This is a genomic window from Arthrobacter sp. NPDC089319 (assembly GCF_040684925.1).
Lineage (GTDB): Bacteria > Actinomycetota > Actinomycetes > Actinomycetales > Micrococcaceae > Crystallibacter.
Genome location: NZ_JBFBGZ010000005.1, coordinates 256,713 through 278,546 on the forward strand (window position 1 = coordinate 256,713; position 21,834 = coordinate 278,546).

Consider the following 21,834-nt stretch of genomic DNA (forward strand, 5'->3'; position numbering starts at 1 on the left):
TTGCGGGGGAGTCTGGCCGGTCAACCGCCAGACTGCTGCCGCAGGTTCCCGGGCACCATACGGTTCCCACACCCACCGGCCCCGCCGTCCCGCCGGCCCGCACGGCGACGAGGAAAGTGAGCATCCATGCGCCTGATCAACCAGCCGATGACCGACCTGACGTATTCGGACGTCTTCCTAGTGCCTTCGCGCTCGGACGTCACCTCCCGGCTGGACGTGGACTTGTCCGCCGGCGACGGTACGGGCAGCACCATTCCGCTGGTGGTGGCGAACATGACGGCCGTGAGCGGACGCCGCATGGCGGAGACGATGGCCCGCCGGGGCGGGCTCGCCGTGCTGCCGCAGGATGTGCCGCTGGAGGTGCTCGCGGAAGTCACCGGCTGGATCAAGGACCGCCACACCATCTTCGAAACACCGTTAAAGCTGACCGCCGCCAGCACCGTCATCGACGCCCTGCACCTGATGGACAAGCGGTCGCACGGAGCGGTTGCTGTGGTGGACGACGCCGGCAAGTGCGTGGGCGTGGTGCGCGCCGAGGACTGCGAAGGCGTGGACCGCTACGCCTCGCTCGACTCGGTGATGGCGGCCCACCCGCTGCTGCTGGAGGCTTCCATGTTCGACGCCGGGGCGGATACCTCGTTGCGCCAGGCCTTCGATTTGTTCGACTCGGCATCGGCGAACTTCGCACCGGTGGTGGACGACGACGGCGTGCTGCTGGGCGCGCTCACCCGTTCGGGCGCGCTCCGGTCCACCATCTACACGCCCACGCTGGATCCGCAGGGCAGGCTGCGGGTGGCGGCCGCCGTCGGCATCAATGGCGACGTGAAGGGCAAGACCGAGGCCCTGCTGGAGGCGGGCGTGGACGTGCTGGTGGTGGATACCGCGCACGGGCACCAGCGCAAGATGTTCGACGCGCTGGACGCCGTGCGCAGCCTGGATCCGCAGGTTCCCGTGGTGGCCGGGAACGTGGTCAGTGCCGAAGGCGTGCGCGACTTGGTGGAAGCCGGCGCGGACATCGTCAAGGTCGGTGTGGGACCGGGCGCCATGTGCACCACCCGCATGATGACCGCCGTGGGCCGTCCGCAGTTCTCGGCCGTGCAGGAATGTTCGGAGGCCGCGCGGGAGCTTGGCGCGCACGTATGGGCCGACGGCGGGGTCCGCTATCCGCGGGACGTGGCCCTGGCGCTGGCGGCCGGTGCCAGCCAGGTGATGATCGGCTCCTGGTTCGCCGGGACGCACGAAAGCCCGGGGGATTTGCTCACGGACAGCAGCGGCCGGAAATACAAGGAAAGCTTCGGCATGGCCTCGGCCCGTGCGGTGCAGAACCGCACCCGGCGCGAGGACGCGTTCGAGCGGGCCCGCAAGGCCCTCTTCGAAGAGGGCATTTCGTCCTCGAAGATGTACCTCGACCCGCTGCGCCCGGGGGTCGAGGACCTGCTGGACGAGATCACCGCCGGTCTTCGCAGCTCGCTGACCTACGCCGGGGCGCAGAACTTGGTGCAGTTCCGCGAGCAGGCCATCGTCGGTGTGCAGTCGGCCGCCGGCTACGAAGAGGGCCGCCCGGTTCCGCAGAGCTGGTAGCGGTACGGCAGCCGGCGGCGGGGTCCGCCTGCTAGGCTAGTGCGCATAATGGACAGCTATTCTAGGAGCCGGTCCGTGACGCGCCCCGCAGGGCAGGCAACATGCCGCACCGCGGGAGCACAGGCAGCCCAAGCGGCCGCCCGGTGCGAGGCGTCACCCAGCACCGGCAAATCCCGTGCACGTGCCCATCACACACTGGCCGCCAACGCGGCCGGTCAGGAGCCTTCTAGTCCGGGCTCGGACGACCACCCTCCATCTGCCCGCCTGAGACGCAGGACGGTGGCGCGCTAAATGGAATGGATCCAAATTGCCGCCGGCATGCTGCTGATCCTCGGCACCGGGTTCTTCGTCGCCGTTGAATTCGCCCTGGTGGCCCTGGACCAGCCCACCGTGCAGCGCGCCATCGACAAGGGCGACCGCGGCGCGGTGCCGCTGATGAAGTGCCTGAAGTCCCTCTCCACCCAGCTCTCCAGCTGCCAGCTCGGCATCACCCTGACCACACTGCTGACCGGTTTCTTGATGGAACCGGCCATCAGCAGCCTGCTGCGCCCGCCGCTGGCGGCGCTGGGCCTGGCCGAGGCGGTCATTCAGCCCATCGGCGCGGTGATCGCCATGGTGATCGCCACCCTGCTCTCCATGTTGCTGGGCGAACTGGTGCCGAAGAACGCTTCCATTGCCCTGCCGATGGCAGTCGGCAAGCTGGTGGCACGGCCCCAACTGGTCTTCACCGCCGTTTTCAAGCCGTTCGTGCTGATGCTCAACGGCTTCGCCAACAAGGTGCTCCACCTGTTCGGGCTGGAGGCCAAGGAAGAGCTCTCCGGAGCCCGGACCCCCTCCGAGCTGGCGTCGCTGGTGCGCCGTTCCGCCGAGATGGGCACGTTGGACGCCGGAACCGCCAACTTCCTGGCCAAGACGCTGACTTTCTCCGGCCGGAGCGCGGCCGACGTGATGACGCCGCGGATCCGCGTTGAGTTCATCGATGCGGACCAGACCGTGGCCGACCTGATCGCCGCGGCCCGCCGCACCGGCTACTCCCGGTTCCCGGTGCTCGGCGATTCCCCGGACGACGTCCGCGGCGTCGCGCATATCAAGAAGGCCATCGGCGTCCCGCGCAAGAAGCGTGCGTCACTGCCCGCGGCCACCATCATGACCGACGTGCTGAGGGTACCGGAGACGGTGCACCTGGATTCGCTGCTGTCCGAACTGCGGGCCGCGAACCTGCAGTTCGCCGTCGTGCTCGACGAATACGGCGGAACCGCCGGAGTGGTCACGCTGGAGGACTTGGTGGAGGAAATTGTCGGCGAGGTCGCCGACGAACACGACCGGGTGAAGCCCGGAGTGCTGCAGAGCGCGGCCGGCAACTGGTATTTCCCCGGCCTGATGCGCCCGGATGAGGTCACCGACCAAATTCCGCAGCTGTCCGTGCCGGACGAGGCCAGCTACGAGACGGTGGGCGGCTTCATCATGGCCGAGCTGGGCCGGATTGCCGTGGTCGGCGATACCGTTCCGGTGGACGGCGGAACCCTGGAGGTCGAGCGGCTGGACGGACGGCGGGTGGACCGCGTGCGCTTCATCCCCGATCCGGCAACCGGTGCGGTACAGCCCGATGCCGGCAAGGCGGGTGAGCTCTGATGGCGGCGATGGGTATTTTCTGGTTGGTCGTGCTGCTGATTGGCAACGCCTTCTTCGTCGGCGCCGAGTTCGCCGTCATGTCCGCGCGCCGCAGCCAGATCGAGCCCCTGGCGGAGGCCGGCTCCAAGCGTGCCAAGACCACGCTGTGGGCCATGGAGCATGTTTCGCTGATGCTGGCCTGCGCCCAGCTGGGCATCACGGTGTGTTCGCTGCTGATTCTGAACGTGGCCGAACCGGCGATCAAGGAATTGCTGCTACTGCCGCTGGAAGGATGGCTGGGCGTTCCGCATGAGGTCTCCTATGGGATTTCCTTCGCCGTGGCGCTGGTGGTGGTGACCTTCCTGCACGTGACCTTTGGCGAAATGGTGCCGAAGAACATTTCCGTTTCCGTGGCGGACAAGGCCGCGCTGCTGCTCGCTCCGCCGTTGGTGGCCGTGTCCAAGGTGGTGCGGCCGGTGATCGCCACGCTGAACTGGTCGGCCAACCACATCCTCCGGGCGGTCCGGATTCAGCCGAAGGACGAGGTGACCTCCACCTTCACGCTGGAGGAGGTCCAGTCGATCGTGCAGGAGTCCACCAAGCACGGACTGGTGGACGACGACGCCGGACTGATCTCCAGTTCGCTGGAGTTCTCGGCCGTCACGGCGGCCACCGTGATGGTGCCCCTGGACCAGTTGGTGACCATCGGCGTCGACACCACTCCCGAGCAGTTCGAGCGGGTGGTGGGCCGGACCGGGTTCTCCCGGTTTGCGGTGGCCGACGCCGACGACAACCTGACCGGGTACCTGCACCTGAAGGACGTCATGACCATCCCGGAGGACCGGTTCAATAAGACGATTCCGCTCACGAAGGTCCGCACCCTGGCCAACTTGGCGCTGGATGAGGAAATCGAGGACGCGCTGGGTGTCATGCAGCGGACCGGGTCGCATCTGGCCCGCGTACTGGGCACCGACGGCAGCACCCACGGCGTGCTGTTCCTCGAGGACGTGATCGAAGTGCTGGTGGGCGAGATCCGCGACGAGACCCAGGCCCAGGGCCTGCGCCGGACCGGCGAATAGTCCACCCGAGGGCGCGGGACTGCTGCGGCGGTTCCGCGCCCTCGGCGCACGGTAATGCGAACGGTTCGCAATGCGCTAAGCTGGGAATCCTTATTGTTATTGATTCTCATCTGTGAGTAGAACCGAGGTCGCCCGTGAGGCACTCCCGTACCACCCCTGTGTTGGCAGGCCTGGCCGCGACGGCTCTGTTGCTGTCCGGTTGCGCGGCCGCCGGGGGAGCGGACGAACCGGACGGCACGTTGAAGGTGGTCGCCTCCACGAACGTTTACGGGGACCTGGCCCGCAGCATCGGCGGCGACCAGGTGGAAGTCACCTCGATCATCGACCGGATGGCCCAGGACCCGCACTCCTACGAAGCAACGGCCCGCGACAAGCTGGCGGTGTCCAAGGCCGACCTGGTGCTGGAAAACGGCGGCGGCTACGACACGTTCATGCACACCCTCGCCGACGATACCGGTGTGGACCACCACAACATCATCACTGCGGTTGAGCTCTCGCCGCTGCCCGGGGCCGACGACGAGGCGCCGCACGCTCCGGCGGCGACAGACGCCGGCGACGACCACACGGACCACGGCCACGGCGGCTTCAACGAGCACGTCTGGTACGACCTGCCCACCATGGCGAAGGTTGCCGACGCCGTTGCCGCGAAGCTGTCCGCGCTGGATCCGGAGCAGGCCGACGCCTTCAAGGCCAACGCCGGGCAGTTCCAGGCCGGACTGGACAAGCTGCAGGCCGAGGTGGACGGACTGGCTGCTGCCGCCAACGGGAAAGCCGTAGCGGCAACCGATCCGGTGCCGCTGCACCTGTTCGATGCCCTGGGCCTGGAGAACAAGACCCCTGACGACTTCATGGAGGCCGCGGAGGAAGGCAGCGATGCCTCCCCGCAGGCCCTGAAAGCAGCCGAAGACCTGGTCACTGGCGGCTCGGTCCGGTTCGTCGCCTACAACGAACAGACCGAGGGACCGCAGACACAGCGCCTCCGCCTGTTGGCGGAGAAGGCGGACATCGCCGTCGTCGATTTCACTGAAACATTGCCGGAAGGCCAGGACTACCTGGACTGGATGACGGCAAACCTCCAGGCCGTGGAGAAGGCGCTGCGCGGATGAGCGGGGCCCCGACCGCCGCCGTCCGCCTGCAAGGTGCTTCGCTGTCCTTTGGCCGGCGCGTGCTGTGGCATGACCTGGACTTGACCATCAAGCCGGGGGAGTTCTTCGCGGTACTGGGTCCGAACGGTTCCGGGAAGACCAGCTTCCTGCGCGTGTTGCTGGGCCTGCAGCCGCTGAGCCACGGCACGGCCGAGATCAACGGGCGGCCGCTGGAACGCGGCAGCCGGGACATCGGCTACATCCCGCAGCAGAAGACCTTCGCGCCGGAGACACCACTGCGCGCCCGTGATCTGGTGGGCCTGGGCCTGGACGGCCACCGGTGGGGCATCCGGCTTAACCCGCGCAAACATCGCCGGCGGGTGGACGAACTGCTGGAAATGGTCGGCGCCGAGGGGTACGCGGAGGCCCCGGTAGGGCAGCTTTCCGGCGGCGAGCAACAGCGGCTTCGGGCGGCCCAGGCACTGGCATCCGACCCCCAAGTGCTGCTCTGCGATGAGCCGCTGCTCTCGCTCGACCTGCACCACCAGCAGGCGGTCAGTGCGATGATCAACCGGCAATGCCATGAAAAGAACAGCGCCGTGGTCTTCGTGACCCATGAAATCAATCCCATCATCGACTACGTGGACCGGGTGTTGTACCTGGCCGGCGGCCAGTTCCGCGTGGGCACGCCGGAAGAAGTGATGACCACCGAGGTGCTGTCGCGGATGTACAACAGCCACGTGGAAGTCATCCACAACCAGGGCCGCATCGTGGTGGTTGGCCTGCCGGATGCCACCACGCACCAGCATGGCGAGGGGGAATAGGCATGGACCTCTCGGAACTGCTGAACGCGGTCTTCAATTTCAGCGATTACGGCGAGTTGCTTCCGCTGGTGCGCAACTCGCTGATTGCCGGCGCCGTCCTGGGCCTGGTCGGCGGCCTGATCGGCGTGTTCGTGATGATGCGGGACCTGGCGTTTGCCGTGCACGGTATCGCCGAATTGTCCTTCGCCGGGGCGGCCTTCGCCCTGCTGATCGGCGCCAACGTGGTGTTCGGGTCGCTGGTGGGCTCGGTGATCGCGGCCGTGGTACTGGGCATACTGGGCATGCGCGCCCGGGACCGGAATTCGATCACCGGTGTGATCATGTCTTTCGGGCTGGGCCTGGGCATCCTGTTCCTGTCGCTCTATGAGGGCCGCTCCGCGAACAAATTCGGCCTGCTGACCGGGCAGATCGTGTCCGTGGACACCGTGCAACTGAACCTGCTGGCCGCGGGATCGGCGGTGGTGGTGCTGGGGCTGCTGGCCATCTGGCGTCCGTTGACCTTTGCCAGCGCCGACCCGGACCTGGCCGAGGCCCGCGGGGTGCCGGTGGGCGCGCTGGCCATCGTGTTCATGTTCCTGCTGGGACTGGCCGTGGCGCTGTCCATCCAGGTGGTCGGCGCACTGTTGGTGCTGTCGCTGGTGATCACGCCGGCGGCCGCCGCGCTCCGGGTGAGCAGTTCGCCGCGGGTCGTGGTGCTGCTGAGCGTGCTGTTCGCCGTGACCGCAACCTTGGGCGGGATCCTGCTGGCCCTCGGCGGCAGCCTGCCGATCAGCCCGTACGTGACCACGATTTCGTTCCTGATCTACGTGGTGTGCCGGCTGGCCGGCGCCCGGCGGCAGCGCCGCGGCCGAGTGGGGCGGCGCACCGAGCCCGCGGTGAAGGTCAGCGCCGGATAAACGCCGGCATGACGGCGTGCCGGCGCTACCGGGTTGCGGCGGAATCGGGTACCGGCGCAACGGGGGACCGCGCTGCGGAGTTACTGTCCGGGGCTGCTGGCCGAGGCTACTCGGCGGCGCTGCATTCCGGGCACAGCCCGTACATTTCCACGGTGTGCGCCACCTGCGTGAAGCCGTGCTCCCTCGCCATCCGCGCCGCCCACTGTTCCACCGCCGGAGCCTCGATCTCCACGGTCTTGCCGCAGGTCCGGCAGAGCAGGTGGTGGTGATGATGTTCGACGGCGCAGCGCCGGTAGACGGCTTCGCCCTCGCCGTTGCGCATCACGTCCAGTTGCCCGTCGTCGGCCATCGACTGCAGGATCCGGTAGGTGGTGGCCAGGGAAACCGGCTCGCCGCGTTCCTGCAATAAACGGTGCAGTTCCTGCGTGCTGACGAAGTCCTCCAGGCTGTCCAAGGCGGTGGCCACCGCTACCCGCTGGCGGGTCACTCGCTGCTCCGGACCGCGGCGCTGCGCCTGCGGTTTGGCTGACGGGACGGACATGTCCGCTTCGGCTCCTTGCTGCTGGTTCTGGACGCCCGTGGGCTCCTTCCAGCCTACCAGCCGGCCTGATTTGCCGGGCCTGCGGGGCCGCCATACCGCCTTCCGCCCGGCGCGGTTAGGGTTGGTGCCATGCAGCTGACTAAATTCACCCATTCCTGCGTCCGGCTTGAAGAGAGCGGGCACGTCCTGGCGATCGACCCGGGCAATTTTTCCGAGGTGGAGCAGGCTCTCGACGGGGCCTCCACCGTCCTGGTGACCCACGAGCACGCGGACCATCTGGACCGTGACCGGGTGCTCGCCTTGCTCGCGGCGGCAGACGGAATGGAACTGTACGCTCCGGCCTCGGTTGCGGCCGAGCTACGGGCGCTCGCCCCGGCGTCATCGGAACGGATCCACGCCGCCGAGCCGGAGACGGAGTTCGCGGTGCCGGGATTCCGCATCCGCACCTTCGGCGGCCAGCATGCGTTGATCCATCCGCACATCCCGGTGGTGGCCAACATCGGCTACGTCATCAACGACAACCTGTACCACCCGGGGGATTCGTTCATCGTGCCGCACGGGCTGATGGTGAAGAACGTGCTGGTACCCATCCACGCTCCCTGGTCCAAGACGGCCGAGGTGATCGACTTCGTCACCGCCATGCGCGCCGAGCATGCCTACCCGATCCACGACGCCGGGCTCAGCGACCGCGGCCTGCCGCTGGTGGAAAAGCACGTGACGCTTTTCGGCGGCCACTACGGCACCAGCTACCGGCACCTGTCGCCGGGGGACAGCGTAGAACTGGCCTGAACGTCGGGGCAGGCGGTGTCCGGGCGTGGATGCTTGGCCCGGTACCCGCTGCTGTGATGGACTGGCCGGACACCGGCGGGCAACGACGCCCGCCAGCAGTCAGGAGGAGATCTCATGAGGACTCTGATGGACGTGCAGACGCTGCGGGAACGGATGATCTCCGGACGGCGCACCGTACTGCTTGATGTCCGCTGGAAACTCGGCGACGGCCAGGGAGACGGCCAGCGCCGCTACCGCCAGGCCCATATCCCCGGTGCGGTCTACGTTGACCTGCCGTCCGAACTCGCGTCCGCGCCGTCCGCGGCCGGCGGACGCCATCCGCTGCCGGAGCCGGAGGCCTTCCGCGAGGCCGCGCGGGACTGGGGGATCAACAACGACGACGTGGTGGTTGCCTACGACGAGAACGGCGGCCTTTCCGCTGCCCGGGTGTGGTGGCTGCTGCGCGACGGCGGCTTCGACTCCGTGTACCTGCTCGACGGCGGACTGGCCGCGTGGCTTGCCGAAGGGTACGAGCTAGACAGCGGCGACGAGTTGGCCTCGCTGGGAAATGTCGAACTGGGCAGCGGGCGAATGCCGCGCCTGGAGCTGGACGAGGTGCTGGACTTCGCCGGCACCTCGCTGTTGCTCGATGCCCGCGCCGCCGAGCGCTACCGGGGTGAGTTGGAGCCGGTGGACCCGCGTGCAGGCCACATTCCGGGCGCGGTAAGCGCACCGACCACGAAGAATCTGGCCCGCGGCGGCCAGTTCCTGCCCGCCGCGGAACTGGCCGCGCGGTTCAAGGATTTGGGCGCCGACGGTCGGGATGTGGCGGTCTATTGCGGTTCGGGTATCAACGCCGCGCACCAGATTGCGGCCTTGGCCGAGGCCGGCATCGATGCGGCCTTGTTTCCTGGTTCGTGGTCCCAGTGGTGCGGGCATCCGGACCTGCCGATAGCCACCGGGGCCGAGCCGTGAACGGCAGCCGTCCGGCCTCGCAGACCCGGAACCCGGAGCGTCACACACGGTGCGTCCCGGTGGCATGGCGGTCCGGCAAACGGTAGCGTCGAGCTCATGACACTTGGCCGTCCGGCACCCCCGCCACTGGGGAAACCCCTTTCACCGAAGCAGGAACAGGTGGCCCACGCGGCCGCGGACCGGCAGACATCGAGGAGCAGCATGAACACGGCCTTGGCCTACGGCGTGGAGGCCCCGGGTTCCGGTTTGGTCCCGCTGCAGGTGGAGCGCCGCGACCCGGAGGCGCACGACGTGGAGATCGCCATCGCGTTCTGCGGCCTCTGCCATTCCGACGTGCATACCGTCCGCGGGGAGTGGCGCGAGATCGACTACCCGCTGGTGCCCGGCCACGAGATCGTCGGCCGGGTCACCGCCATCGGCCAGGACGTGACCCTGCACGCCATCGGCGATCTGGTGGGCGTGGGCTGCATGGTGGACTCGTGCCGCGACTGCGCCGCCTGCGACGAGGGGCTGGAACAGTACTGCGACAAGGGCGCGGTGGGCACCTACGGGGCCCGCGACCGGCGCCACGGCGGTGAGGTGACGCAGGGCGGATACGCAAGCTCCGTCGTCGTCGATGAGAATTTTGTGCTGCGGATGCCGCCGGAGCTGGATCCGGCCGCGGCGGCACCGCTGCTGTGCGCAGGCATCACCACGTACTCGCCGATGCGTTACTTCGGCGTGGAAGCCGGCGATTCCGTCGGCGTGGTGGGTCTCGGCGGGCTGGGGCATATGGCCGTCAAGCTGGCCAAGGCCATGGGCGCGTCCGTGACGGTCTTCACCAGCTCGGCGGGTAAGGCCGATTCCGCCCGTGCGCTTGGTGCCGACCACGTGGTGGTGACCGGCGATGACGAGGCGCTCGCCGCCGCCCGGCGCAGCGTGGACCTGGTGATCGATACGGTGTCCGCGGCCCACGACCTGGCGCCCTACTTGCGGACGATCCGGCGCGACGGCGCGCTGATCCAGCTGGGTGTCCCGCCGGAGCCGATGCCGCCGGTGCCGGTCAACCTGCTGATGGGCCACCGGATTGCCTACGGCGCATCGAACATCGGCGGCATCGCAGAAACCCAGGAGATGCTCGACTTTTGCGCCGAGCACGGGATCACCGCCGACGTGGAGCTGGTGCGTGCCCCGGAGCTGAACCAGGCCTATGACCGGATGGTGGCCGGGGACGTTGCCTACCGGTTTGTGCTGGACATCGCCTCGCTCAACGACTGAACCATCGCCGGTCCAGCGATCCGCCGACCGCTGACCGCTGCCCAACCGACTTTCTGATTGACTGACCTACGATAAGGATTGTGTCCATGAGCACACTGTTCACCAAAATCATCGACGGCGAGATTCCCGGCCGCTTCGTCTGGAAGGACGATGACGTGGTGGCTTTCCTGAGCATCAATCCGCTCGCGGACGGGCATGCGCTGGTGGTGCCGCGCCAGGAAGTGGACCGCTGGACCGATGCCCCGGCCGACCTGCTGCAGAAGCTCACAGCGGTTGCGCAGACCATCGGCAAGGCCCAGGTGGAGGCCTTCGGCGCCGCCCGTGCCGGCCTGATCATCGCCGGCTTCGAGGTGGACCACCTGCACCTGCATGTCTGGCCGTCGAACTCGGAGGCCGAGTTCGACTTCAAGCGCGCCCAGCAGAACCCCGATCCGGACGTGATGGAGGAGTCAGCCAAGCAGCTGCGGGCGGCGCTGCGCGACGCCGGCCACGGGGATAACGTCCCCGAAGACTGATCTGGAGCTTTCCGGAGGGTGGCGGCGGTGGACGACGTTCCGGGCGGCGCGGCGGGGAGATCAGGCCGTGGGTCGACGGGCCCGAGGTTAGGGCTTGGCGTCCAGTTCACCCGGCGTCGTCCAGATGCGGGGCAATAACCCCTGATGTGGGGCGCCAAACCCTGTGGTCACGGCGAGATCAGGGCCCGTAACCCCTAACCTCGGCCAGCCCGTGACCTCAAGGCCTAACCGCGGCCAGCCCCTGACCTCGCGGGCGGCCCCGCGGCCAGCGCCAGCGCCTGACCTCGCGCCAGCCCTAGACCCTTCGGCCAGTGTCAGCCGGCGAGGGCCTCGTGCAGGGCCGCCCGGACGCGCTTCTCGGAGACCGAGAAGGCGGTGCCGAGTTCCTGCGCGAAGAAGCTGATCCGCAGCTCCTCCAGCATCCAGCGCACCTTGTCCAGCCCGGAACCGTCCAGGTTGCCCGGTTTCAGGGCCGCCCGGGCGTCGTCGTACTCGTCTTCGAGCCGCTGAACCACGGACATCTGCTGTGCGTCCCGGCCCACGGCGGTGGGCAGTTTCTGCAGCCTGCGCTCGATGCCCGCCAGGTAGCGCGGCAACTGGCTGAGCTGGGCGTAGCCGGTGGCGGCCACGAATCCGGGGTAGACCAGCTGCTCCAGCTGGCTCTTGATGTCGGAGAGCGGGCTGATCAGGGCCAGGCTGGCGTTGGACTTCAGTTCCTTCTGGATCCGCCGGGCACTGGAGAGGATTTTTTCCACAATCGCGGTCACGGTGAAGACGGTGTCGATCAGCTCGGCGCGGACCTGTTCGTACAAGGCATCAAAGCCGGCCTTGGTGAACGGCAGTTCGGCGGGGACCAGCTTGTCCACCGCGGCCTGCGTGCAGTCATCGATCAGCGAGGCCACTGAGCCGTGCGGATTCTGCGTGAAGGTCAGCTTCTCCGTGTTGTTCAGGTGGTCCAGCACGTACCGCTGCGGCGAGGGAACGCGCAGCACCAGCAGCCGGATGACGCCGGAGCGCATGGCCGACTGCTGGCTCGCCGGGGTCTGGAAGACCCGCACCCCCGCGGTGGTGCCCTCGTCCACCAGCGCCGGATAACCGGTCACGGTGTGGCCTGCCACCTCGCGCTTAACCTCGCGGGGCAGGTCACCATCAGGCCAGGCCGTCAGGCCGCTGCGTTCCTGCACGCCGCCGGGCGTCAGCCCCGGGGAGGTCGACGACGGTGCGTCGGCAGCGGGGACGGTGCCCTGCCGGCCGCCGTGCTTGCCATGCTTCTTGCCGGGGGCGCCGCGGCCCGTGTCCGCCGACGGCCGGCCCGGCGGTCGACCAAGGCCGCTCGCGGCCGCTTGGGGACCCGGCGTTGCGCCCAGCGACTCGGCGATGGCCCGCCGGTTGGCCGGCGCCAGTTCCAGCTGCAGCTTCGCCAGGTCCTTGGCCTCGTCCAGCACCTTGCCCTTGCCATCCAGCACCTGGAAGGTCATCCGCAGGTGCGGCGGCACGGTGTCCCAGTTCCAGGAACCGGGCGGGATGATGTGCCCCTTCAACCGGCGCAGCACCAGTTCCAGCGAAGGCTCCAGCGCATCCTCGGCCGGGTTGAAGTCCGCTGCCAGCGCCGCCGCCGCGCTCCGGGCCACGTCCGGCGCCGGGACAAAGTTCTTGCGGATCTGCTTGGGCAGCGACTTGATCAGCGCCGTCACCAGTTCCACCCGAAGTCCGGGGATCTGCCAGCGGAAGGGGGCCTCATCCAGCTGGTTCAGGAACAGGACCGGCACGTGCACGGTCACACCGTCGGACGGATCCGGGGTCGCGCCCGGTGCCACCGGCGAGAATTCATAACTCAGCGGGAGCTCGAACGACCCCTGCAGCCAGGTCTTCGGGAACGCCGACGCGTCCAGTTCCTCGGCGTCGGCGGCCAGCACGGCGTCCGGATCGAAATCCAACAGCGTGGGATCCTCGGCGCGGGCGTCCTTCCACCACTTGTCGAAGTGCCGTTCGGAGACCACGTCGGGCCCGATCCGCTCGTCGTAGAACTCGAACAGCGTCTCGTCGTCGACGCGCAGGTCGCGGCGGCGCATCCGGGTTTCCAATTCCTCCACCTCGGCCAGCAGCCTGCGATTGCGGTGGAAAAACTTGTGGTGCGTGCGCCAGTCGCCTTCCACCAGGGCGTGGCGGATGAACAGCTCGCGGCTGAGCTCCCGGTCGATCCGGCCGTACTGGATCCGACGCTGCGGGACAATCGGCACTCCGTAGAGCGTGACCTTCTCATAGGCCATCACCGAGCCCATCTTCTTGGACCAGTGCGGCTCCGAATACGTGCGCTTGCACAGCTGCGGGGCAATCTCCTCGGCCCACGCGGGGTCGAAGGTGGCCGCCACCCGGGCCCAGAGCCGCGATGTTTCCACCAGCTCGGCCGCCATCACCCAGTCCGGTGACTTTTTGAACAGCGCCGAGCCCGGGAAGATGGCGAACCGGGTGCCGCGGGCGCCGGCGTATTCGCGTTTGCGCTCCTCATAGGCGCCAATGTGGCTGAGCAGGCCGGCCAGCAGCGACTTGTGGATGTCATCGTGCTTGCCCGCGGGGTCCACATCCCGCCCGGACTCCAGCGTGATGCCCAGCGGCTTGGCCAGCTGGCGCAGCTGCGCGAACAGGTCCTGCCACTCGCGGACCCGCAGGTAGTTGATGAACTCGGTGCGGCACAGCTTGCGGAACTGGGTCGAGGAGAGCTCCTGCTGCTTCTCCTGCAGATAACGCCACAGGTTCAGCACCCCGGTGAAGTCGGACTTCTCATCCACAAACCGCTTGTGCTTCTCGGTGGCCTGCTGCTGGTGGTCGGTGGGGCGTTCCCTCGGGTCCTGGATGGTCAGCGCCGCCGCCAGCACCATCACCTCGCGCACGCATCCGCGCTGGCCGGCTTCCACAATCATCCGGCCCAACCGGGGGTCCACCGGAAGCAGCGCCAGCTTGCGCCCGACGGCGGTGAGCCCCGGTTTCGCCCGGTCTCCACGCGGCGCTGACGCGCCCGGTGATCGACTAAGCGCAGCGCGTGGAGATCCGACCACCGAAGTGCCGGGCTCGGGCAGGGCGCCGAGTTCGCGCAGGAGGGTGACGCCGTCGTTGATGGCACGGGTCTCGGGAGGCTCCACGAACGGGAACGCCTCAATGTCCTTGGAGTCCCGGGCCACGCCCATGGCGGTCATCTGCAGGATGACGGCGGCCAGGTTGGTGCGCAGGATTTCCGGGTCGGTGAATTCCGGCCGGGAGTCGTAGTCTTCTGCGGAGTAGAGCCGGATGGCTATGCCGTCGCTGACGCGGCCGCAGCGGCCCGATCGCTGGTTGGCCGAAGCCTGCGAGATCCGTTCAATCGGCAGCCGCTGGACCTTGGTGCGGTGCGAGTAGCGGGAGATGCGTGCCGTTCCGGTGTCGATCACGTACTTGATGCCCGGAACGGTCAGCGAAGTCTCGGCCACGTTGGTGGCCAGCACAATCCGGCGCTGGCTGCCGGGGGAGAAGACGCGGTGCTGCTCCGCCAGTGAGAGCCGGGCGTAGAGGGGCAGGATCTGGGTGCCCGCCAGCCGGCGGTTGGTCTTGATCCTGGCCGCGAGGGCATCGGCGGCATCGCGGATTTCGCGCTCGCCGGAGAAGAAGACAAGGATGTCGCCGGGTGTTTCCAGGGACAGTTCGTCCACCGCGTCGCAGACGGCGTCGAGCGGGTCCCGGTCTTCTTCCAGTTCGTCCACGTCCGGGTTGTCGGCGTCCGTGCCCGCCGGTTGGTTCAGCGGGCGGTAGCGGATTTCCACCGGGTAGGTCCGGCCGGAGACTTCGATGACGGGCGCCGGGTCTTCGTCGCTGCCGAAGTGACGGGCGAACCGCTCGGGATCGATGGTGGCCGAGGTGATGATCACCTTCAGGTCCGGCCGCTTCGGCAGGACACGCTTGAGGTAGCCCAAGATGAAGTCGATGTTGAGGCTGCGTTCGTGTGCCTCGTCGATGATGATGGTGCTGTACTTCTTCAGCAGCTTGTCGTGCTGGATCTCGGCGAGCAGGATGCCGTCGGTCATCAGCTTGATCCGGGTATCGCGGCTGACTTCGCCGGTGAAACGGACCTGGAAGCCCACTTCCTCGCCGATCCTCACATCCAGCTCTTCGGCAATGCGCTCGGCCACGGTCCTGGCCGCCAGCCGCCTGGGCTGGGTATGGCCGATCAGACCCTTCTCGCCCAGGCCCAGTTCCAGGCACATTTTCGGGATCTGGGTGGTTTTGCCGGAACCGGTTTCGCCGGCGATGACGGTCACTTGGTTTGCGGCAATGGCCGCCATGATGTCCTCGCGCCGCTCGGAAACCGGCAGGGCCGAGGGATACGTGATATTCACAGCCATGATTGATCACAGTCTAGCGGTTGGGCCGGTTGCCCCCGCCCGTCCGGACAGGCGGCCACGGCTGCAAGCCGCTTGTGGACGAAAATAACTATCCGGCGACATAAGGACGCAATTTGTCCGGCAGGCGAGACGTATCTCATATGGTTGTCCTGACCCCGCGGGTCTGATTAGACAATGTGACTCGGTTCACAGGTAAGATCTTCAGGACGCTTTCCGCAGGGATCGCCTGCCACATCTTCCGGCGCCGAAGACGCTGCCGCGTGTGGCGGACCGCAACAGCTGCGCCGGGGAGGGGCAGCAAGCGGAACTGTGCCGGACTACCGGCACATGATGGACATTCGAAAGGAACACCGTGAAGAAACGCTCGACCATGTTCGGCCTGGGTGCAGGCCTGCTGGCCACCACCCTGCTGGTTTCCGCGTGCGGCAGCTCGGCATCGTCCGAGGGCGAGGCGGCCGATGGCGCCACCGAATCCGTGGAAATCGGCATCAGCCAGATTGTTTCGCATCCGTCCCTGGACGCGACCGCCGTAGGGTTCAAGAAGGCGTTGGCCGACAACGGCTATGTCGAGGGTGAGACCGTGACCTACGACGAGCAGAACGCGCAGGGCGACCAGGCCACGGCCACCTCCATCGCCGGCAAGTTCGCCACCGACAAGAAGGACCTCATCCTGGCGATCGCCACGCCGACCGCGCAGGCAGCCGTCCAGGCCATCATGGACACCCCGATCCTGTTCACCGCCGTCACCGATCCGGTATCCGCCGACCTGGTGGAAAGCGCGGACGCCCCGGGTTCCAACGTCACCGGTACGTCCGACCGTAACCCCGTCGAAGAGCAGCTGGCCCTGGTCAAGGAGCTGAACCCGGACGCGAAGTCCGTGGGCATCGTCTACTCCTCGGGCGAGGTCAACTCCGGCGTCCAGGTTGAATGGGCCAAGGAAGCCGGGAAGAAACTGGGCCTGGACATCAAGGAAGCGGCCATCTCCAACTCGACCGAAGTCCAGCAGGCCGCGGAGTCGTTGGACGTCGACGCGTTCTATGTCCCGACCGATAACGCCGTCGTTTCGGCCCTTGAGTCGCTGATCCAGGTGGCCGAGTCCAAGAAGATCCTCACCATCGCCGCCGAAGGTGACTCGGTGAAGCGCGGCACGGTGGCCACCTACGGCATCAACTACGAAAAGCTGGGCTACCAGACCGGCGAGATGGCTGTGAAGATCCTCAAGGGCGAGGCCGAGCCGGCATCCATGCCGGTGGAGACCCAGACCGAGCTGGAACTCTACGTCAACGAGGCCGCTGCCAAGCGCACCGGCGTCACGCTGCCCGACGGCTTCACCGACAAGGCCAAGGCCGAGCACGTCTTCAAGTAAACCCGAAGGCACTTCCAGCGCGAGCTGACGAAGTCCACAGTCCGCCCGGCGGCAGGCCACCCCGGCCGCCGGGCGGACCCCACGAGAGAACCAAGGTCCTTTACCTATGATTACCGCGGTTGAGCTTGGGCTGATCTACGCGATCATGGCCCTGGGGGTCTATCTGACCTTCCGCATCCTCAATTTTCCCGACTTGACGGTCGACGGCAGCTTCACCACCGGTGCCGGAGTTGCCGCCATCAGCATCATCAACGGCATGCCACCCATCCTGGCGACAGTATTGGCCTTTGGCGCGGGCATGGCCGCCGGCGCCGTCACGGGCCTGTTGCATACCAAGGGCAAAATCAACGGCCTGCTGGCAGGCATCCTCACCATGATCGCCCTCTACTCCATCAACCTGCGCATCATGGGCAAGGCCAATCTGCCGCTATTGCGTGAAGAAACCTTGATCACGCCGCTGCGCGAGGCAGGACTGCTCGGTGGCATCGGCGCCATCGCCATCTTCCTGCTGGTCGCGCTGGCGGTGAAGGTGGTCATGGACTGGTTCCTGCACACCGACGTCGGACTGGCCATGCAGGCCACCGGCGATAACGAACAGATGATCCGCAGCTTCGGTGTCAGCACCGACAACCAAAAGATCCTCGGCCTGGCGCTGTCCAACGGACTGGTAGCCCTTTGCGGGGCCTTCATTGCCCAGTACCAAGGTTTTGCCGACATCGGCATGGGCATCGGCCTGATCCTGGCCGGTCTGGCCTCCGTGATCATCGGCCAGGCAATCTTCGGCACCCGCTTGATCTGGATTGCCACCCTGGCCGTCGTGTTCGGCTCGGTGCTGTACCGCGTGGTCATCCAGCTGGCGCTGGAAGCCGGACTGAAACAGACCGACATGAAGCTGGTCTCCGCCGTGCTCGTGGTCATGGCGCTGCTCCTTCCGCAATGGAAGGTCTTCGCCCGGGTCGGTGGCCTGGGGAAGATGAAGAAATCCCTGACGGGAGCGAAGGGCTGACATGCTGGATATCAAGAACGTTCACAAGACCTTCTTCGCGGGCACCGTCAACGAACGCGTTGCCCTGCAGGACATCAATTTGACGCTGGCTGCCGGCGAATTCGTCACGGTCATCGGCAGCAACGGCGCCGGTAAATCGACCATCCTGAACATCACCTCCGGCAAGCTGCGCCCGGACAGCGGCACGGTGAGCATTGACGGCAATGACGTCACCCGGCTCGCAGACCATCAGCGCGCACGCTTCATCGGACGCGTCTTCCAGGATCCGATGGCCGGCACCTCGCCGGAAATGACCATCGAAGAGAACCTGGCCATCGCCTTCGAGCGCGGCAAGCGGCGCGGTTTGCGTCCCGGCGTGACCCGGAAGAAGCGCGAGTTCTTCACAGAGGAACTGCGCTCCCTGGAACTGGGGCTGGAAAACCGGCTCAAGGCCAAGGTGGGACTGCTCTCGGGTGGCCAGCGGCAGGCCCTGTCGCTGTTGATGGCCACCTTCAGCAGCCCCAAGATCCTGCTGCTGGACGAGCACACCGCCGCACTGGATCCGCAGCGTGCGGAACTGGTCAGCCGGCTGACGGCCGAGGTGGTGGACCGCCACCAGCTGACCACCCTGATGGTCACGCACAACATGGAGCAGGCACTGCGGCTGGGCACCCGGCTGATCATGATGCATGACGGCCGGATCATCCTGGATCTGGATCAGGAGCAGAAGCTGAAGGCCACCGTGCCGGATCTGCTGCACGAGTTCGAAAAGATCAAGGGCGTGGTGGACGACCGCACCATGCTCCAGTAGCAACCGGCGCTCCCGGCGCAACAGCACTCGGCAGCGTACGACGGCGGCTGTCCCACCTATGCGGGTGGGGCGGCCGCCGTTTCCGTGCCCGCGGCGGCGGACAAGCGGCCGGCGAGCTCTGCGGCGCGTTGCCGGAATTCCGCCGGTTCCAGGATCTCGAAGGCGAAACCGACGGCGGCCAGCTGGACCAGGGGATAGTCGAGCGAGTCGTAACCGGCGCGCAGCACGGTGGCACCGCCGTCGGCGGACAGGGTGGCGATGTTCGGCGGGATCCGCTCGGCGACCGCCTGCAGCGGAGCGTGGATCCGCACCACGACGTCGAACTGGTACGGAGACCGCGTGATTGACTGTTGGACGTACGCGGCAAGGTCCGGCTGCGGCAGCTGGCGCGGGGCGAAGCGTTCCCTGGGCGTCGGAACCGACTCGAACCGGTCCACCCGGTAGGTGCGCCAGTCCTGCCGGCCGGTGTCGTAGGCCACCAGGTACCAGCGGCGCCCCGTGTCCACCAGCCGGTACGGTTCGGTCAGCCGGCGGGAGGATTCTCCGTCCGCCTTGGCGTAGCGGAAGCCGATCACGCGCCGCTCGGCGATGGCGCTGGAAATTCCGGTCAGCACCTCGGGATCCACCGCCGCGGTGGGGCCGGCCAGGGTGACCACGGCATTCTTCAGCGTGGAGAACTTGGGCCGCAGCCTCGAAGGCAGCACCTGCTCCAGCTTGGTCAGGGCCCGCAGCGAGGCTTCGCCGACGCCTGCCACCGGGCTGGCCGTCACCGCGCTGAGGCCCAGCGCCACGGCCAGCGCCTCGTCGTCGTCAAGCAGCAGCGGCGGAAGCTGGGCGCCCGCACCCAGCTGGTAGCCGCCGGCCACACCGGGGGAGGCGTTGATGGGATAGCCCAGGTTGCGCAGCTTGCCGATGTCCCGGCGCACCGTGCGTTCGGTGACGCTCATCCGCTCGGCCAAGGCGGAGCCGGTCCACTCCCGGCGCATCTGGAGCAGGGAAAGCAGTTGCAGCAGCCGGGCTGACGTTTCGAGCATGGGCACCTGTCTGAAGCGGCCGGCCCGGCGGATGCTTTCCGCGCGGCCCGGAGCCGGAATTTCCGGGACAAGGCCAATCTACTCGTGAATGCGGACAGGAGCTGTCCGTGATGACCGCCCTGCAGGCGGATGGGGAGCAGCAGAGACTGGGCAAGGACGGCCAGGCCGCTCCAAGATGGACTCGAGAGCCCGTGTGGTGGCGGGACTCAGGGGTGATGGGAGCGGCGATGACTTTCAATGCGGCAGTGGAATTGGTGGAGCAGCTGACCTGGCACTGGGACGCCCAGGCCCGTCCCCGGTTGCATGGGCTCACCGACGAGGAGTATTTCTGGGAACCAGCCGAGGGCTGTTGGAATGTCCGGCACCGTGGCACCAGCACCGCCCAGATGGCCGTGGGGGCCGGGGACTTTGTCATCGAATTCGCGGTCCCGGAGCCAAAACCGCCGCCGGTAACCACGGTCGCCTGGCGACTGAACCACATTCTGGTGGGGGTGCTGGGGAGCCGGAACGCTTCGCACTTCGGCGGCCCACGGGTGGGCTACGGGTCCTTCGAGTATCCCGGGACCGCGGCCGGGGCATTGGCCCTGCTCGACGACTACTACGCGCGGTGGCTCGACGGTGTCCGAGCGCTCGGCGAGGATGGGCTGGGCCGGCCGTGCGGTCCTGCGGAAGGCGCCTTTGCCGACCGGTCGTTGGGAACCCTGGTGCTGCACATCAACCGGGAAATGATCCATCATCTGGCCGAGATTGCACTCCTGCGGGACTTGTTCGCCCACCGCCAGTAGCAAGAGGAAGCCCGGCCGGGTTGCGGTCGGGCTTGGAGCGGATCCAGATCAGGCAACGATCGGCTCAGACCAACCGGGGAAGGTCGGCGTACGGGCGGCTCGGGACGGTGCCGGCGGTCCAGTCGGCGTGTGAACGTTCCGGCGGGGTGGCGCCGCGGCCGTCACGGATGATCAATCGGATGGTGGCGCCGATGACGAACAGTGCCAGTGCGGTAATCAGAAGTAGTTCCATGCCTCTATGGTGATCCCGCGGCAGCGGAAAAAAGAGTGGCAGAAACGACCATAAAGCACAAAAAACTGCCATACTAGTTGCATGTTGAAAACAGTGGCTGTGGTGGTGCTTCCGGGGGCCGCACCGTTCGAGTTTGGAGTGGTCTGCGAAGTCTTCGGCATCGACCGGTCCGACCGCGGCACCGGCGTTCCGGCGTTCGACTTCCGGATCTGCACGACCGTGCCAGGCGTGGTCAGCAGCAAGCTGGGATTCTCCCTGAACGTCCCGCTTGGACTGGAGGCTGCCGCCGACGCGGACCTGGTGGTGGTAGCGCCCTACCAGCAGATGGACCAGGTCCCGGACGAACTGCGGGACGCCCTGCACGCCGCGCATGCCCGCGGCGCCTGGGTGCTGTCCGTATGCTCGGCGGCCTTTGTGCTGGCCGAGGCGGGGCTGCTGGACGGGCGCCGCGCCACAACGCACTGGCAGTACTCCCATCAGCTGGCGGCCAACTATCCGCAGATCGACGTGGACGAAAACGTGCTGTACGTCGAGGATGACCGCATCATCACCAGTGCCGGGACAGCGGCGGGGATCGACGCCTGCCTGCACTTGGTCCGGACCGAGCTCGGGGCCTCGGTGGCCACGGCCATCGCCCGGGACATGGTGGTGCCGCCGCACCGGGCCGGAGGGCAGGCGCAGTATATTGACCGTCCAATGTCGCTGGCCGGCTGCCACACCCTGAAAGACCTGCTGGTGTGGCTGGATGAGAACCTGGCCCAGGATGTGACGGTCGCCCAATTGGCCGACAGGGTGCATATGTCCGAGCGGACCTTCGCCCGCCGGTTCCGGGCCGAAACCGGTGCCACCCCGGCCGCATGGATCAACGCGCAGCGGGTGCTCCGTGCGCAGGAACTGCTGGAGGAATCGGACCTGAACATCGACGAAATTGCGCGGATCACGGGATTCGGCCAAGCGGTGCTGCTGCGCCACCATTTCGCCAAGTCCGTCGGCGTCAGCCCGGCGGCCTACCGCCGAACCTTCCGCGGCAGCGGCGCCGCCGGCACTGCGGCAACGCGTGACCGCCAGCCCGCAGCAAGCGCAGCCCGGTAGGTCGGGCTTAACGCAGGAATCCCC

General features: G+C 67.3%; 19 protein-coding genes. 15 read left to right on the plus strand and 4 right to left on the minus strand.

Translation table 11 applies throughout. The features are described from left to right. Positions 1–126 precede the first annotated feature (126 nt). The 6 genes from AB0N75_RS09660 (at position 127) to AB0N75_RS09685 (ending at position 7,076) form a co-directional block, all read left to right on the plus strand. Entirely contained in the window at positions 127–1,581 is a 1,455-nt protein-coding gene (locus tag AB0N75_RS09660) for a GuaB1 family IMP dehydrogenase-related protein (RefSeq protein WP_364648538.1), read from the plus strand. A 291-nt stretch (positions 1,582–1,872) separates the two neighbouring features. After that, positions 1,873–3,213, plus strand: a complete 1,341-nt coding sequence (locus AB0N75_RS09665; protein ID WP_364648541.1) for a hemolysin family protein — start codon at positions 1,873–1,875, stop codon at positions 3,211–3,213. Further along, positions 3,213–4,271, plus strand: coding sequence for a hemolysin family protein (locus tag AB0N75_RS09670; protein ID WP_364648544.1), 1,059 nt, complete (start codon positions 3,213–3,215; stop codon positions 4,269–4,271). The genes AB0N75_RS09665 and AB0N75_RS09670 overlap by 1 nt, the downstream gene beginning before the upstream one ends. Positions 4,272–4,405: 134 nt before the next feature. Continuing rightward, on the plus strand, positions 4,406–5,377 hold the full coding sequence (locus tag AB0N75_RS09675) for a zinc ABC transporter substrate-binding protein (RefSeq protein ID WP_364648546.1): 972 nt from the start codon (positions 4,406–4,408) through the stop codon (positions 5,375–5,377). After that, on the plus strand, positions 5,374–6,180 hold the full coding sequence (locus AB0N75_RS09680) for an ABC transporter ATP-binding protein (protein WP_364648549.1): 807 nt from the start codon (positions 5,374–5,376) through the stop codon (positions 6,178–6,180). The genes AB0N75_RS09675 and AB0N75_RS09680 overlap by 4 nt, the downstream gene beginning before the upstream one ends. A gap of 2 nt (positions 6,181–6,182) precedes the next feature. Further along, positions 6,183–7,076, plus strand: coding sequence for a metal ABC transporter permease (locus AB0N75_RS09685; RefSeq protein ID WP_364648552.1), 894 nt, complete (start codon positions 6,183–6,185; stop codon positions 7,074–7,076). Between the two features lie 106 nt (positions 7,077–7,182). Here the strand turns inward: AB0N75_RS09685 and AB0N75_RS09690 are convergent, their stop codons facing one another. Continuing rightward, a complete protein-coding gene (locus AB0N75_RS09690) occupies positions 7,183–7,617 on the minus strand; it encodes a Fur family transcriptional regulator (protein ID WP_364648554.1) in 435 nt (144 codons plus the stop codon). A 129-nt stretch (positions 7,618–7,746) separates the two neighbouring features. Between AB0N75_RS09690 and AB0N75_RS09695 the strand changes: the two genes are divergently transcribed. The 4 genes from AB0N75_RS09695 (at position 7,747) to AB0N75_RS09710 (ending at position 11,132) form a co-directional block, all read left to right on the plus strand. Further along, a complete protein-coding gene (locus tag AB0N75_RS09695; protein ID WP_364648557.1) occupies positions 7,747–8,406 on the plus strand; it encodes an MBL fold metallo-hydrolase in 660 nt (219 codons plus the stop codon). A gap of 114 nt (positions 8,407–8,520) precedes the next feature. Beyond that, positions 8,521–9,360 carry a sulfurtransferase gene (locus tag AB0N75_RS09700; protein ID WP_364648560.1) on the plus strand — a complete coding sequence of 280 codons (840 nt, stop codon included), beginning with the start codon at positions 8,521–8,523 and terminating at the stop codon, positions 9,358–9,360. A gap of 96 nt (positions 9,361–9,456) precedes the next feature. Next, entirely contained in the window at positions 9,457–10,617 is a 1,161-nt protein-coding gene (locus AB0N75_RS09705) for an NAD(P)-dependent alcohol dehydrogenase (protein ID WP_364648563.1), read from the plus strand. Positions 10,618–10,703: 86 nt separating this feature from the next. Next, positions 10,704–11,132 (plus strand): HIT family protein, encoded by a 429-nt coding sequence (locus tag AB0N75_RS09710; protein WP_364648566.1) that lies wholly within the window; start codon positions 10,704–10,706, stop codon positions 11,130–11,132. Between the two features lie 314 nt (positions 11,133–11,446). Here AB0N75_RS09710 and hrpA read toward each other — a convergent pair whose 3' ends face one another. After that, complete coding sequence (gene hrpA, locus AB0N75_RS09715; protein ID WP_364648569.1) at positions 11,447–15,505, minus strand: ATP-dependent RNA helicase HrpA; 4,059 nt, start codon at positions 15,503–15,505, stop codon at positions 11,447–11,449. A 352-nt stretch (positions 15,506–15,857) separates the two neighbouring features. Between hrpA and AB0N75_RS09720 the strand changes: the two genes are divergently transcribed. From AB0N75_RS09720 to AB0N75_RS09730, 3 genes are all read left to right on the plus strand, one after another. Beyond that, complete coding sequence (locus AB0N75_RS09720) at positions 15,858–16,871, plus strand: ABC transporter substrate-binding protein (RefSeq protein ID WP_364648572.1); 1,014 nt, start codon at positions 15,858–15,860, stop codon at positions 16,869–16,871. Between the two features lie 106 nt (positions 16,872–16,977). Further along, the gene (locus tag AB0N75_RS09725; RefSeq protein ID WP_364648575.1) at positions 16,978–17,877 is read left to right on the plus strand and encodes an ABC transporter permease; all 900 of its coding nucleotides are present in this window, start codon (positions 16,978–16,980) and stop codon (positions 17,875–17,877) included. Between the two features lies 1 nt (position 17,878). After that, positions 17,879–18,667 (plus strand): ABC transporter ATP-binding protein, encoded by a 789-nt coding sequence (locus AB0N75_RS09730; RefSeq protein ID WP_364648578.1) that lies wholly within the window; start codon positions 17,879–17,881, stop codon positions 18,665–18,667. A gap of 56 nt (positions 18,668–18,723) precedes the next feature. Here AB0N75_RS09730 and AB0N75_RS09735 read toward each other — a convergent pair whose 3' ends face one another. Further along, on the minus strand, positions 18,724–19,701 hold the full coding sequence (locus tag AB0N75_RS09735; protein WP_364648581.1) for a YafY family protein: 978 nt from the start codon (positions 19,699–19,701) through the stop codon (positions 18,724–18,726). A 227-nt stretch (positions 19,702–19,928) separates the two neighbouring features. Here AB0N75_RS09735 and AB0N75_RS09740 point away from each other — a divergent pair, with 227 nt between their 5' ends. Further along, positions 19,929–20,486, plus strand: coding sequence for a DinB family protein (locus AB0N75_RS09740; RefSeq protein WP_364648584.1), 558 nt, complete (start codon positions 19,929–19,931; stop codon positions 20,484–20,486). A 64-nt stretch (positions 20,487–20,550) separates the two neighbouring features. On the opposite strand, the gene AB0N75_RS09745 is transcribed toward AB0N75_RS09740, so the two are convergent. Continuing rightward, complete coding sequence (locus AB0N75_RS09745; protein WP_364648587.1) at positions 20,551–20,718, minus strand: hypothetical protein; 168 nt, start codon at positions 20,716–20,718, stop codon at positions 20,551–20,553. 81 nt (positions 20,719–20,799) lie between these two features. Here AB0N75_RS09745 and AB0N75_RS09750 point away from each other — a divergent pair, with 81 nt between their 5' ends. Next, positions 20,800–21,810 carry a helix-turn-helix domain-containing protein gene (locus AB0N75_RS09750; protein ID WP_364648590.1) on the plus strand — a complete coding sequence of 337 codons (1,011 nt, stop codon included), beginning with the start codon at positions 20,800–20,802 and terminating at the stop codon, positions 21,808–21,810. The last annotated feature ends 24 nt before the right edge of the window (positions 21,811–21,834 follow it).